Origin of the sequence: Reichenbachiella sp. 5M10, from assembly GCF_002742335.1 — a bacterium.
Lineage (GTDB): Bacteria > Bacteroidota > Bacteroidia > Cytophagales > Cyclobacteriaceae > Reichenbachiella.
This window is the reverse complement of record NZ_MDGR01000007.1, coordinates 4,430,084-4,443,916: the sequence shown is the minus strand read 5'-3', so window position 1 is coordinate 4,443,916 and position 13,833 is coordinate 4,430,084. Positions and strand designations below refer to the sequence as shown.

Below are 13,833 nucleotides of genomic sequence, written 5' to 3'. Positions count from 1 at the left end.
AAAAATAATTACTAAGGGCATGTTTGATGTATTGACTGACGGGGACTTCTATGAATTCCCCTCCTTTGAGGTAGCACTCTTTTCTATCTTGCTATCCTTTGTGCTGAGTAGCGCGATTAGCTTCACGTATCACTTGACCAGCCAAGGGACTGCGCTTTCGCGCAATTTTATCCAAGCCATGATCTTGAGTTCTATCGTGACCTGTATGGTCATCATGGCTGTGGGCAACAACGTCGCAGCGGGATTCGGTATCATGGGAGCGATCGCCATTGTGCGTTTTCGTCTCAGGATAGAAAACCCACGAAACATCATATTCATCTTCGCAGCACTCTCCGTCGGGATCGCTTCTGGGGTCTATGGCTATTCGATTGCCATAGCGGGGACTTTGGTCTACTGTATGATCGCTGGCATTCTCTATTTCTCCCCCTATGGCAGCAAACAACTCAATCAGGAGTTCAGCCTTGGTTTTCTCCTCCTGACGGAAACGTCTGAGAAAACCATGCATGATTTCTTGAAAGAAAAATGCCAAGACTACCGCATGCTCTCCGTCTCTAGCAGAAGCCGTGGCGACCGCTACGAATTCTTCTTGACCCTGAGCACTGGACACAGCAAGGACACCTTCTACACCGAGCTCAAAGCCAAAGAGGGATTCGAAAGCATCAAGTTGGAAAGAAGTGATAACCTGACACAGCTATGAGTTTGATCAAAAAAAATCTCCTATACGTCCTTTGGGTTGTCATCGGTGGACTGTTGGCTTTGGTTTCGTTTCAATCCTACAACTCTACGACATCCATCCTAGCACAGGTCGAGCCCCAAAAACACGCCATCAGTTACCACAAAGCGGTGCGCGTCAAAGAAATTTTTGTCCTTCCAGGCCAGGAAGTCAAAAAAGGTGACCCCCTACTCAAAGTCGAGCGCCAAGACCTCCTCCTCGAAGTGGATAACATGAAAAATAATCTGGAACGCCTCCAATCACAGATTTCCATCTATCAGATCGAAAAACAACATGAGATGGACCTGGCACAGATGGACGTAGACCTCATCACCAGTGACAATCAGGCCGAAATCGAACGCCTCAAACTCCTCCTGCAGCAGCAAGCGGAGATCGCCCAAAGCATCGAAAGCCTCAACATCAGCCCAAGTGGCAATACCTCCACAGATCGCTCCTATGTCCAACTCCGTATCGAAGTGCTCCGCGAAGAAATCAGCCATGCCAAACAGCAATACCAGCTGAAAAAGAAAAAACTCAACACACTCTATGAGCTCAAAATCAAAGAATCCGAAAATGAAATGAAGCAATACGACGATCAACTGGTGCTGCTCCAGCAAGAAGAAAGCGAACTCTACCAAGTCGCCAAAGAAGACGGTACGGTCGGTAACATCCTCATCGAGCAGGACGAACTCGCCTCGCCTTTCACCACGCTGATGACCATCTATGCACACGACCCCTCTGTGATCCGCGCCTTGATCAACGAGCGTCAAAATGCAGAACTAAACACCGGTCAATCCGTCATTGTCGAGTCAACCAACCGAGCCTACCACGTATCAGGTACCATCTCCGAGATCGGATCACGCATCATCGAATATCCCTCACGGCTCAAAATCAACCAAGAACTACCGATGTACGGTCGAGAGATTTTCATCAAAATCCCCGACCAAAGTAATTTCCTCCATGGGGAAAAAGTCTACGTAAAACTGAAATGATGCGCTACTTGATTCTTTTGTTGATAGGTATGTACGCCATCACTTATCAGGCACACGGCCAAATGACCTTCTCCATAGAAGGCTACCTAGCCACGGCGCTAGAAGATCAGGCATTGGAGCGATACCAAGCGCAGAAGCAGTTCCTCAGCGACAACAACTACAACTCGCCCTGGCTCAACCGTGTCGAACTCCGCGTCGGTAGTGAAGACGCCAACGCTTCACTCAACGAGTACCGTCTACGCCTATCACCCACCAATCCCGCTGAGATCAAAGCCAACAAAATCTACTACAACCAACATCTAGAGAGCCTCACCACCAAACACCAGATCGTCCTCAACGAAGCGCTCAAAAACCGCTACCTCATGGTCATCGACCTGATAGACTTGACCCAGCAAGAAAAGTACCTGAGCGAACGTATCCAGCTGGAAGAAAAAATCCTCCAAAACAACGCACAACAAGGCATGGAGCTCAAAGACATCATCGTCTTCCAATCCAACCAAACCAAGCATCTCCTTCAGTACGAGGAAATCAAAACACAAAGCCTTGTCACACGCTGCTACATCGGGCTAGACTATGGTATCTCCGACACCCTCACGATAGATACAAATCATCTCATCACAGTAGCTCAGATCAAAGACTACCTCACGAGTACTGCGCTAGCCGACCATCAAAACCTAGCCATCATCGAAGCAGAACAAGAGCTTGCTCTCAACCAGCAAATGCTCAAAATCGACAAAGCAGAAGCCCGCAGCAACATTGGCTACATCCAAGGCAACATCGATACCGAACGTGGCGCTGACATCAACGACCACTTGGGCTTTCAGGTGGGGATACGCCTACCCATCGTCAACCCGGACAAACCAAAGCTCAACCGCGACCGGGTCAAGCTCATCGATGAAGCTGCCAAAGTAGAGGCTACCAAAAGCCTCGTACAAAACGAATCCAAACTCAACACCCTCCAACTAGACGCTTGGATAGCACAATACGAAATGTTGCGCCAGCGCCAAGCCCTTGCACAAAAGATCCAGGTCAATGCCAACATAGCAGTAGACTGGACCGAATTGTCTAAATTGAAGAACTACCACCTAGATTTGGACATGGAGCTGGCCCAGCTGGAAAAGAAAATCAGGATCGCCTTCATCGAATACCTCGACCAAAAAGGCCTACTTGCCAACAGCCCTCTGATCAACTACCTTTCCCGAGACTTCCAACCTATAATCAACCGCAATTGATTCGACTAAAAAGAACATGATAGCTATGACTAAATTTTGGATAGTAACAGGATTCGCTCTACTCACGACACAGACCCTCTCTGCTCAAGGGCTACAGTTCAACGAAGCGATGGCCTCCAACATCGAGACCATCTACGACGAAGATGGCGAAAGCTCAGACTGGTTCGAAATCTACAACCCGACCGATGCTTCTATTGACCTCTCGGGCTACGGAGTCTCAGATAGCTCCACCCCTGATAGCTTTTGGACCTTCCCCGAGTTTGAACTCGCAGCTGGGGGCTACTTGCTGGTATTTGCCTCGGACAAAGACCGCAAAACCCCTCCGACCTACTGGCGCACCGTGATCGATCAGGGAGACACCTGGCAATACTTCGTGCCGACTGCAGAGCCGAGTAGCGAATGGATCAGCGATAGCTTCGATGCATCGGGCTGGTTAGAAGGCCCAACAAGTATCGGCTATGGAGACGATGACGACCAGACGATCATCGAGGCGACTAACGCTGTTTACCTCCGCAAGACCTTTGCAGTAGATGGGGCTGCATCCATAGACCGTCTACTCCTTGATATTGACTATGACGATGGTTTTGTTGCCTATCTCAATGGGACAGAGATCGCTCGCTCAGGACTGACAGGTACTCCGCCAGCCTTTGACGAAAGTTCAGCGTTGCGCGAAGCGACCATGTACCACGGTGGAGCACCCGAACGTTACGATGTATCCGATCACAGTGATCTGTTGGTGGAGGGAGAGAATCTCCTGGCCATCCAACTGCACAACGCTGGTTCGGGATCTTCTGACCTGACGATCATTCCTATCTTAACGCTGGGCAGTACAGCCGCTGCACATGCCGGAGTGATCTCCGACGACATCTCCCTTTACCAAAACAGTTTTCATACGGACTTCAAAATTTCTTCGTCGGGCGATTCTTTGTTTCTACGCAACAGTGTACAGGAAATTATCGATACGCTCTACACCGGTTCGCTCCGCGCTGGGATCTCTATCGGTCGCTTATCAGGATCTGACGAATTACACTATTTTGCAGAAGCTACACCTGGAACAGAAAACAACACGACCGCCTATGATGCCATCGCGGGCGAGGTGACACTCGCCCAACCAAGTGGCCTCTACCAAGGCAATGTCACCGTAGAGATGAACACCGAGGACGTGGCAGGCACGATCTACTACACGACAGACGGTAGCGAACCGACGGATACCGATGCTATCTACAGCACCGCGATCACCGTATCGAATAGTACCGTCATCCGTGCCAGAGTACTGGCTCCTAACACCTTGGCGGGTCCGATCTCGTCGGCTTCCTATATGATCAACATCAGCCATGAGATACCCGTACTATCCCTGATCGTGGATCATGACGACTTCTTTGATCCCACGACGGGGATGTATGTCAAAGGCCCCAACGCAGAGAACGACTTTCCCTATTTTGGGTCGAATTTTTGGCAGGACTGGGAAAAACCCGTACACCTCACTATGATCGATACCGACGGAGACATTGCGTTTTCTGCGCATGCAGGGGCCAAAATATTCGGCGCATACAGCCGGGGCAATGACCAAAAGTCCCTCGCCATACATTTCAGAAAATCCTACGGAGACGGACCTATCGAGTACGAGCTCTTCGATCAAAAAGACCTAGACGAATTTTCAAGTATCGTTCTACGCAACTCCGGTAACGACTGGAACAACACCATGCTAAGAGATGGGTTCAACACGTCACTTTTTCACGAAAGTGTAGACAAACAAGGATACCAACCCGCAGTGCTCTATATCAACGGTGAGTACTGGGGCATCCACAACGTGCGTGAGAAAATCAACGAACATTTCCTCGCCGACAACCACGATGTAGACAGTGACGAGATCGAAATGCTCGAAACCTCAGGGATACCTGTTCATGGGGACGAAGCGCACTACCTTGCACTCGTCCAATACCTCGAAAACCACAGCACTATCACAGATGAAGACCTAGCCTATATCGCTACTCAGATAGATATCCAAAATTTCATCTACTATCAGAGTGCCAACATATTCATCAACAATACGGACTGGCCCGGCAACAACATCAAATACTGGCGAGAAGCCAATGATACAGCCAAATGGCGATGGATTGCCTATGATACTGATTTTGGTTTTGGCATTTGGGAAGAAAATGATCACAGCAACAATACGCTGAGTTTTGCACTGGCATCCAACGGACCAGACTGGCCCAATCCCCCCTGGTCTACACTCATCCTCCGCAGGCTGATGACCAACGACAGCTTTAAGCATCAGTTCGTCAATACCATCGCTGATCAACTCAACACAACTTGGCTCCCTGCCAATATCAGTGAAAATCTGGAAGCGAAAATCGCCACTATCGAAAACGAAATCCAAGCCCACATGAACCGGTGGTATGGAGACTACAATTACTGGAAGGAGCGTGCGGATGTCATGCGTGACTTTGCTCAGAAGCGACCTGCTGTGATGAAAAATATCGTCAGTTCTACACTCTCGGTCGGTCAATCCGTTTCGGTCACTGTTGAGATCAACAACAATAGCTATGGATCTGTCCAGCTCAGCACGCTGACCATCGATCAAGCCAACTGGACAGGAGAGTATTTCAGAAATGTACCCGTTCCTCTGACGGCTATTGCCAAACCTGGTCATCGTTTTGTCAGATGGGAGGGGATAGACGAGACCGACGAGCAAACCCACATTACCCTGACCGAGAACACAACAATTACTGCAGTATTCGAAGAGGTAGACAATCCGCTCAATGACCTGATCGTGAATGAAATATTCTACAAATCCGCAGACGATCCAGACATAGAGGACTGGGTAGAACTCTACAACAAGGGTGGCCAAACCCTAGACCTCAGTGGCTGGGTGATGAAGGATGGAGAGGACGATCACATCTTTACGGTTCCAGATCAAACAACACTAGCCGCGGGAGGCTTCTTGATACTCTGCCGCAGTGTAGAAAACTTCTCAGCCCACTACGAGGGCAATATCCCTACAGTGGGGGATTTTGATTTCGGATTGGGCAATGAAGCCGAGTGTGTCCGAATCTTCGATGCAGACGGCAACCTCGCCGAAGAGGTATGCTACGAATCGGTAGCCCCATGGCCCTCCTCACCCGATGGCAAAGGCGCTTCGCTGGCACTCCAAAACCCCAACTACGACAACACCAAAGCAAGCAGCTGGTATGCACTCAACGATAGCAACCCTGGAGAAGCCAACAGCGTCATACTCGATGTGACTGAGCCTACAAACATTCAAGTACTCACCTACCCCAACCCATTCAGCCAAGAGATGACAGTATCCATAAAGACACTCTCTAATGGCCCGCTCCAAGTGCAGATAATCGACTTATATGGTAGACCATTGCTGACGTTGCACGATGGCCCACAAAATCCAGGCACGCACCAGTATACATGGGTGCCTTCTGGACAATATACTAGTGGTGTCTACCTGATACAGGTCATCACTGACGGCCATCATATGGTACAGCGTATCCTGTTGACTCACTAAACCCAAACCATGAATCGAGAAAAACACAGTTCAGAGACAAAGTACACGCGCTCAGCGAGTAGTTGGCAATTATCCGGTTTGATTTATTAGTTTAGCAACACCTAAAAACACATCTTATGAAACGTCACACGATTTATGTACTCTTGGCCTTAGTGTCCACCGCCTGCAGTACTCAAACACATAAAAGTCAACAGGAATCGGTCACTGAGCCAACCCCTAGACTCGAAATACTCGTCGGAACCTACACCGGGCAAGGCAGTGAAGGTATCTACAGCATCCAGTTTGATCCTGCTACTGGAGCAATCTCAGACAAGCAGCTAGTCGCTACTACGACTAGCCCTTCGTATTTGGCCCTGAGCCCAGACAAGCAACGCGTCTATGCCGTCAACGAAGGGGGAGAGGGCAATGTCACCGCCTACCAGTGGAATGACTCTCACACCCAACTCGACCTCATCAACAGCCAATCCTCTCAAGGACTCTATCCGTGCTATGTATCTCTACAAGACAGTCTAGTTGCCATCGCCAACTACGGTGGAGGCAATGTCGTGTCGTACCCACTCGACGCAGCAGGCGCATTGAGTGACAACCCTGTCAACCAGCAGCACGAAGGCACTGGACCGAATTCCGATCGCCAAGAAGCTCCTCATGCACACTGTGCGGTATTCTCCAAAGACGGTCAATACCTTTACGGCGTGGATCTAGGTATAGACCAAATCCGCATGTACTCCGTAGCGGATCTCACAGCAGAAGGAGAAGTAGCACTCCAACTCGATGCAGGAGACGGACCAAGACATTTGACCTTCCACCCCAACAAGGACATAGCTTTCGTGATAAGTGAGCTCTCTAGCACGGTGACTACTGCATCAATAGACCCCTTGACTGGAAAAATGACTGCTCTATCCAAAGTCAGCACTCTACCCGAAGGACACGAAGGAGACAACAGCTGTGCAGACATCCATGTCTCAGACGACGGTAGATACCTCTACGCCTCCAACCGTGGACACAACAGCATCGCCATCTTCAGTATCGACCCAGAGACCTCTGCACTCAAAATGATCGCTACAGAATCAGTAATGGGAGATTGGCCAAGAAATTTCACACTCTCACCTGACAACAACTACATACTGGTGGCCAACAAAAAATCCAACAACATCACGGTGTTCAAACGTGACAAGGAAACAGGTATGATGTACTACACGGATCAGCAGCTCGAAATCTCTCAGCCTGTGTGCTTGAAGTTTTAGTAAGACCAACATCCGCTAGGCATAAAAAAAGGTCTTTGGAAGAGTCGTCTAAGTAACTCTTCCAAAGACCTTTTTATTTTTTGTGGCCCAGCAATCGAAGCTAGTACGACATCTCTAGGATCTTCTCCGCGACCTCAGGGGTGATATCTCCATGCTCACCAAGCTTGACCAAGCCATGCTCTCTCAAGCTCTGTGCTGCCTTGGCAGCAAACCCTTGATAGTCATCTGTGTAGTCTCTCAACTTAGTCTTGATGCCAAGCGATTGATAAAAAGACTCTGTTTTCTCGATCGCTATCTTCGCTTTTTCTTCGACCGTACCCTCGGTCACATCCCATACACGCTCGGCATACTGTGCCAGTTTCTCTTTCTTCTTGTCAAACTGAAGCTGATAGGCACTCGGCAAAACAATCGCCAAAGTACGGGCATGGTCTACGCCATAATGTGCTGTGATCTCATGAGCGATCATGTGTACAGACCAATCTGTCGGGACGCCCTTTTGTATCAGACCATTGAGAGCCATGGTACAACACCACATGAAGTTAGCCGCTACATCATAATTGGATGGATCAACAATCACTCTCGGTGCTACCTCTACCAAAGTTTGCATGATGGATTCGGATATTCGATCCTGCAGATGAGCCTCTGTCGGGTAGGTCATATACTGCTCCAACACATGGGTATATGCATCCGCTACTCCATTGGCCAACTGCCGCTCTGGAATCGAACGCACCACCTCAGGATCACAAATCGAAAACTGAGGAAACAAGCCTGGTCCACCCATCGCTAATTTTTCGTTCGTCTCTTTGCGACTGACGACTGCCCCACTATTCATCTCACTGCCCGTAGCTGGCAGAGTGAGTACCGTCCCAAATGGCATCCCCTTGACCGTACGAATGCGGTTGGCTAGTATATCCCAAGGAGTATCTCCTTCATACAAAGCAGCTGAAGAAAGAAATTTGGTCCCATCGATCACTGAACCGCCTCCCACTGCCAATAGGAAATCAATTTTTTCCTCTTTGATCACCGCCAAAGCTTTGAGCAAGGTCTGATACTCGGGGTTCGCTTCGATCCCTCCAAACTCAACCACCTCATGTTCTGCCAAAGCAGCAATCGTTTGATTGTAGACTCCATTGGTCTTGATACTTCCTCCTCCATAGAGCATCAGTACTTTGCTACTAGTAGGGATGAGATCTTTTATCTTTTCGATTTGGCCTTTGCCAAAAATTAGATTGGTAGGATTGTATAATTCGAAATTCTTCATGAGTTATTCATTTTTTCGTTAATGAGTTGAACTGATCTAGGACAAAAATGTTTGGAGATGTCTGGCAAAATTGAACAACAAAAAACCCTGACTCGATCAAATCAGGGTTTAAATTTTCTACTGTTGGGTAGGACCAATCAATACGCCTGCTTAGACAGCTCTTTTGCCAAGGTCTTTCCGGTTTTTTCGAAGGCCTCCGATATTCTATATGAAGCATCAAAATCGTATCCTCCAGCTCCTTGCCCTGGTGCTTTGGCCAAGTCTACTACGGCGATTTCGCTACCATCTGCCACAAAAGTAGCCTTCATGCTCACGTAAGCGGGTTTAGACGAAATCCCAATGTGATACCCTGGATCCAAAAAATACACTTCTATTTTGATCGTGCACGGAGCGTCTGCATTGTCTCTACTAGCGGTCACACCGTCCTTGGATAGCACTTCGTTGAAAAGTGTCTCGAACTTGTCAAAAAATTTACCTCCCTCTTTGTTTTCGTGCCAAGTCGCTACCCAAGCGTCTCCAGTTCCTGCTTCCTTTTCATTTTTGGCTTCCTTTTTCTCAGCCAAATACTCTTCCTCGGTTTTCTTGCCAATTTTCAAGCCCTCGTGATAGCTATACTCCATATTATAAGATTTATACGAAGAGAGTGCTTTCAACTTCCCCGACGTTACTTTCAATTTTTGAGCTTGACTCCCAAAAACCATCAGCAGCATCGCTACTACAAGTGTAAATTTGATTTTCATGTTTTTTCATTTAGTTCAGAATGTCTCACAAACTAATCAATCCTTCACAAAATAACACTCAGGCCCGTCCTACTTTTCATCCCTACCTAATCGATGACACGTATCAAAAGACCTGTCTCATCAAATTCACTAATACTAGCTAGGCTTTTCACTAGGTCTAGCGATTGTGTAGTGATAGAGATTGCAGCAGATTTGCATTGTTTAGAATCAATCTAAATAATGAGACAAAGAAATGTAACCATATTTTGGGCGCTAGCCCTCACGATTTTGCTTTATAGCGGAGCAGCACAAGGTCAATCTGTAGAACTCCAATTTCTAGATCATGAGACCAACGAACCTATTGTCGGGATGGGTGTGCTGCTCCAATCTATCTCTGATCCGCAGCAATCTGTGCAAGGGGTCACGGATATCGACGGGTATTTCCGAACATCCGACCTAGCTCACCCGCTACGCTTGCAAACCCAACACCTCAGCTATGAGGCTCTCATAGAGACTCTCTCCGAGGCAAAAAAGGAGCCCTTTCGACTCCAACCTACAGCTACAGTCATGCAAGATGTCACTGTCATGTCAGATGCCTACCAAAATCACGCGACTGACAAAGACCTCTATGTCGTCCAAGAAATCAACAGACAAACCATCGAGCAACTCGGGGGCAATGATCTATCTGACGTACTCAATTTCAACCCCAACATCAGCGTGACACCCAATGCCAGCGACGGCAAATCAACGGTCAGTATGTTTGGTCTCAGCGGAGAATACGTCAAAATCCTCATTGACAACATCCCAGTCATCAGTGACAATGGGGTAGGCAATGACATTGACATCACGCAACTCAACCTTGACAATGTCGAACGCATCGAAGTGACCGAAGGATCAATGGGTGTCATGTATGGCTCCAATGCCATCGCCGGCATCATCAACATCATTACCAAAAAAGACAACCCAAGTCCGCTACAAATCAGCGCTTCAGTACAAGAAGAAACCGTCGGCAGTGAATACAACTGGAGTGACGAGGGCAGACACATCCAACGCATCCAACTATCCAGCAGTATCAACCCAAAACTAACCCTCACTGCTGGTGCCAATCACAACGACTTCAAAGGATTCAAAAACGACCACCGTGGTGAAAACTACTACGGCTCGGAAGGTGTACGTGGGTATGAATGGAACCCCAAAGAACAGCTCAACCTCAACGCTGGAATCAACTACCGGATCAGCCAATCCACTAAGCTTGCTTACAAATTCGCATACTACCAAGAAAACTTATACATCCACGACACCACCCTCCTGGGAGGTGTGGGAATCGATGGATTGCCAGAGTACAAAGCCAGAGACAAAAAGTACCTCACCAAACGCCAAGTCCAAAGCCTCAGTTTGGATCAGCAAATCGGGCAATCTTCTGCTACGATATTCCTATCCTATCAGAAGCAAACGCGCTACCTCGAAGACTACACCTATGACATAGAGCACCAAGCCAAGGTGAGCACTACCGGTCTGTACAAAAACCAATCAAGTGAGTTGATCTATTCCAAGGGGCTGGTTGACAACCTACTCCCTCACCTCACTTGGCTGAGCCTAACAACTGGATACGAGTTTGACTTTCAGCGTGGATATGACGCCATCGCCAGTGGCAAATACTCCAACAACGTCTCTCAACAAAGTCTCCGCAATACCGACATCTTCGTACAGACGGACTGGAGTATGATCCCCTCACTGACCCTATCCCCTGGCCTGCGGATCAACAATAACTCCAGCTATGACAACCACTTGATTTGGTCCATGGCAGCTATACTCAAGTCTCCGAGGCAATTCACCACACAGCTAGTAGTAGGCTCTGCCTACAAGACACCCAACTACACACAGCTATACCGCTATTTTGTAGATGCCAACCATGACGTGACCGGCAATCCCGATCTCGAGCCAGAAGATGGCGTCTCCATCATGCTCAACCTCTCCAAGCCAAGTCATCTTGGACTGGTGACATTCAAAAATGAAATCAAAGGCTATCATTTCAACATCAAGGACAAAGTCGATCTCGCCCTCGTCACTGACGCGGACCCCACTGCGGTTAGCGACATCCAGAGATCGACTTATCTCAACATCAACCAGTACCAGACCATCGGTATTTCGACCAGCAACCAAGTCCAAATCAAGCACCTCAGCCTCCAGCTCGGGGCAGCGTATACGGGCGTGCGACAATCCCTCGAAAACGAAAACACAGACGAAGATTACCTCTTCACCTTGACTGGAAGTGGGCAACTGGCCTACCTCTTCAGTAAAATCAACACCACCGCGGCAGTCAATATCAAATACAACGGCAGTAACGAGCGCTATGCCCAAAATGAAGACGGTATCAACAAAATCACCGTGGCCCCATACACCTTCTTGGATGCCAGTATGCAAAAAAACCTATTCGACAACAGTCTCAGCATCAAAATCGGAGCTAGAAACCTACTCGATGTAGTCTCAGTATCAACCACAGGTCTACCCTCTAGTGGGCACAGTTCCAGTACCTCTACCAGCCAACTGTTTGGGTATGGCCGATCCTATTTTGTCAATCTCACCTATACGTTCAAAAAATAAACATTTCATCACTTTACAAATTCATAAAACGAATGATACCAAAAATCACATTTAAAACGCTCTCATTGTTGGCAGGAATCCTCCTTGTTTTCACCGCGTGTGACTCAGAAGATGGCGTAGAACGTCTCTTTGAGGCAGGCTTCCAGACCAACACCATCGGCCTCAGTGCCGCTGACGAAAGCAGAGAGGTAGTGGTCAACTTTTCCATACCGACCATCATCGAATCAACCGTCACCTTGGATCTCACAGAACAAGGCGTGAGCTACGGCACAGACTACCAGACTTCCCCCGCAGCGGTCGACGGAGTAATCACTCTGACCGTACCTGTAGGTGCCGAAAGTGCACAAGTCACTGTCACTCGTCTGGTCGACTTTTTACCTGCTGGCAACTCGCTAGAGCTTTCCCTTTCGTCTATCACAGGAGAAGAATCTGTAGAAATCGTCGGCAGTCCCGCCTTATCCATCAAGTTTGAAGAAGTCATCGCCGACGGAGGGGTCATAGATCTACTCACTGGTGGATCAAACATGCCCAACCAGTGCTACATAGACTTGAGTACATTTACCCAAACGGTCGTAAGAAGAGATACTTGGGAACTGGCCTTTTACTCTGGCACAGAGAACCGAGTATTCCTCAATGCGGCCTTGCTTGTCACCGCTGCTGAGCTCACCGAATTTACAGACATTGATGCAGTCTCCTCCGAGACCGTCTTTACCCCCCCCTTGGAGTTGACCTCATATGGCCAGCCAGTCACGGTCAGCAACGTCACAGATTTAACCGCAGGTTTACCTATCGGCTACAGCATGTATGGTTCATACACTGACGCTAAAGATGGTCAATTGGAATCCACTGCCATTGCCGAAATTTCGGCTACAGACAGTGAAAATAAAGTTTACCTCATATCTCTAGGCAGTAGCATACCAGCTGAGCACAATACCGAAGGAGGCCTCACCACCACAGGAGAATCTCGAGGTATCTACAAAATCAGAGTCTTGTTAGATGGTGACAATTACAAATTGCAATATGCGGCACTCGATGCGAAGACACACCAAGAAGTAACGATCGCAAAAACCCCAACATACAACCACACCTACTTCAGCATGACCGCAGGCAGTGAGGTAGCTGTCGAGCCTGCCAAAGAAAACTGGGACATCAACTTCAGTGGCGTATACTCCTACTATGGTTTCGATTTTGGATTTGGTGCTGGATTGACCTACTCTGATTACGCCCTTCACAATACACTCAATGGGGTATCACTCTATGAAGTGATCACATACACCAAAGACGAGGAGGGCTCCATAAGCGAAAACGACGTACCAAGTTACGAAGCATTCTCTCTCAGTGACGTCCATGAAGAAAACCTCATCAGCGACAATAGAGCTGTCATAGGGAGTGATTGGAGAGACAGCAGTGCAGGTATCGCCAAAGACGACCGCTACTATGTCATCAAAGACCTCGACGGCAACTACTTCAAACTCCAATTTACCCAACTCCTCAGCGAAGAGGGTGAAAGAGGCTATGGTCAGTTCGTCTATGCACAACTCAAATAAGA

The 13,833-nt window shown here is 48.2% G+C and carries 9 protein-coding genes; 7 read left to right on the top strand and 2 right to left on the bottom strand.

All coding sequences use genetic code 11. From position 1 onward, the window contains the following. Positions 1 to 19 precede the first annotated feature (19 nt). The 5 genes from BFP72_RS18150 (at position 20) to BFP72_RS18130 (ending at position 7,700) form a co-directional block, all read left to right on the top strand. Entirely contained in the window at positions 20 to 697 is a 678-nt protein-coding gene (locus tag BFP72_RS18150; RefSeq protein ID WP_099600492.1) for a DUF4956 domain-containing protein, read from the top strand. After that, entirely contained in the window at positions 694 to 1,704 is a 1,011-nt protein-coding gene (locus BFP72_RS18145) for an HlyD family secretion protein (protein ID WP_073121361.1), read from the top strand. Before BFP72_RS18150 ends, BFP72_RS18145 begins: the two co-directional genes overlap by 4 nt. Continuing rightward, on the top strand, positions 1,701 to 2,936 hold the full coding sequence (locus tag BFP72_RS18140; protein WP_099600491.1) for a hypothetical protein: 1,236 nt from the start codon (positions 1,701 to 1,703) through the stop codon (positions 2,934 to 2,936). The genes BFP72_RS18145 and BFP72_RS18140 overlap by 4 nt, the downstream gene beginning before the upstream one ends. A gap of 25 nt (positions 2,937 to 2,961) precedes the next feature. After that, positions 2,962 to 6,456 carry a CotH kinase family protein gene (locus BFP72_RS18135; RefSeq protein WP_158233461.1) on the top strand — a complete coding sequence of 1,165 codons (3,495 nt, stop codon included), beginning with the start codon at positions 2,962 to 2,964 and terminating at the stop codon, positions 6,454 to 6,456. 116 nt (positions 6,457 to 6,572) lie between these two features. After that, positions 6,573 to 7,700, top strand: a complete 1,128-nt coding sequence (locus BFP72_RS18130; RefSeq protein WP_099600489.1) for a lactonase family protein — start codon at positions 6,573 to 6,575, stop codon at positions 7,698 to 7,700. A 100-nt stretch (positions 7,701 to 7,800) separates the two neighbouring features. Here BFP72_RS18130 and BFP72_RS18125 read toward each other — a convergent pair whose 3' ends face one another. Both BFP72_RS18125 and BFP72_RS18120 read right to left on the bottom strand, forming a co-directional pair. After that, positions 7,801 to 8,961: an iron-containing alcohol dehydrogenase gene (locus BFP72_RS18125; RefSeq protein WP_099600488.1), complete on the bottom strand. Its 1,161-nt coding sequence runs from the start codon at positions 8,959 to 8,961 to the stop codon at positions 7,801 to 7,803. A 137-nt stretch (positions 8,962 to 9,098) separates the two neighbouring features. After that, complete coding sequence (locus BFP72_RS18120) at positions 9,099 to 9,701, bottom strand: hypothetical protein (protein ID WP_099600487.1); 603 nt, start codon at positions 9,699 to 9,701, stop codon at positions 9,099 to 9,101. Between the two features lie 219 nt (positions 9,702 to 9,920). Between BFP72_RS18120 and BFP72_RS18115 the strand changes: the two genes are divergently transcribed. After that, positions 9,921 to 12,284: a TonB-dependent siderophore receptor gene (locus tag BFP72_RS18115; protein ID WP_099600486.1), complete on the top strand. Its 2,364-nt coding sequence runs from the start codon at positions 9,921 to 9,923 to the stop codon at positions 12,282 to 12,284. A gap of 32 nt (positions 12,285 to 12,316) precedes the next feature. Further along, entirely contained in the window at positions 12,317 to 13,831 is a 1,515-nt protein-coding gene (locus BFP72_RS18110; protein ID WP_099600485.1) for an HmuY family protein, read from the top strand. Positions 13,832 to 13,833: the final 2 nt, after the last annotated feature.

Excerpts from the sequence above, each read along its gene's own strand:
- BFP72_RS18135 (WP_158233461.1), top strand. The coding sequence starts at position 2,962 with ATGACTAAATTTTGGATAGTAACAGGATTCGCTCTACTCACGACACAG.
- BFP72_RS18110 (WP_099600485.1), top strand. The coding sequence starts at position 12,317 with ATGATACCAAAAATCACATTTAAAACGCTCTCATTGTTGGCAGGAATC.
- BFP72_RS18120 (WP_099600487.1), bottom strand. The coding sequence starts at position 9,701 with ATGAAAATCAAATTTACACTTGTAGTAGCGATGCTGCTGATGGTTTTT.
- BFP72_RS18130 (WP_099600489.1), top strand. The coding sequence starts at position 6,573 with ATGAAACGTCACACGATTTATGTACTCTTGGCCTTAGTGTCCACCGCC.
- BFP72_RS18115 (WP_099600486.1), top strand. The coding sequence starts at position 9,921 with ATGAGACAAAGAAATGTAACCATATTTTGGGCGCTAGCCCTCACGATT.
- BFP72_RS18140 (WP_099600491.1), top strand. The coding sequence starts at position 1,701 with ATGATGCGCTACTTGATTCTTTTGTTGATAGGTATGTACGCCATCACT.
- BFP72_RS18125 (WP_099600488.1), bottom strand. The coding sequence starts at position 8,961 with ATGAAGAATTTCGAATTATACAATCCTACCAATCTAATTTTTGGCAAA.
- BFP72_RS18150 (WP_099600492.1), top strand. The coding sequence starts at position 20 with ATGTTTGATGTATTGACTGACGGGGACTTCTATGAATTCCCCTCCTTT.
- BFP72_RS18145 (WP_073121361.1), top strand. The coding sequence starts at position 694 with ATGAGTTTGATCAAAAAAAATCTCCTATACGTCCTTTGGGTTGTCATC.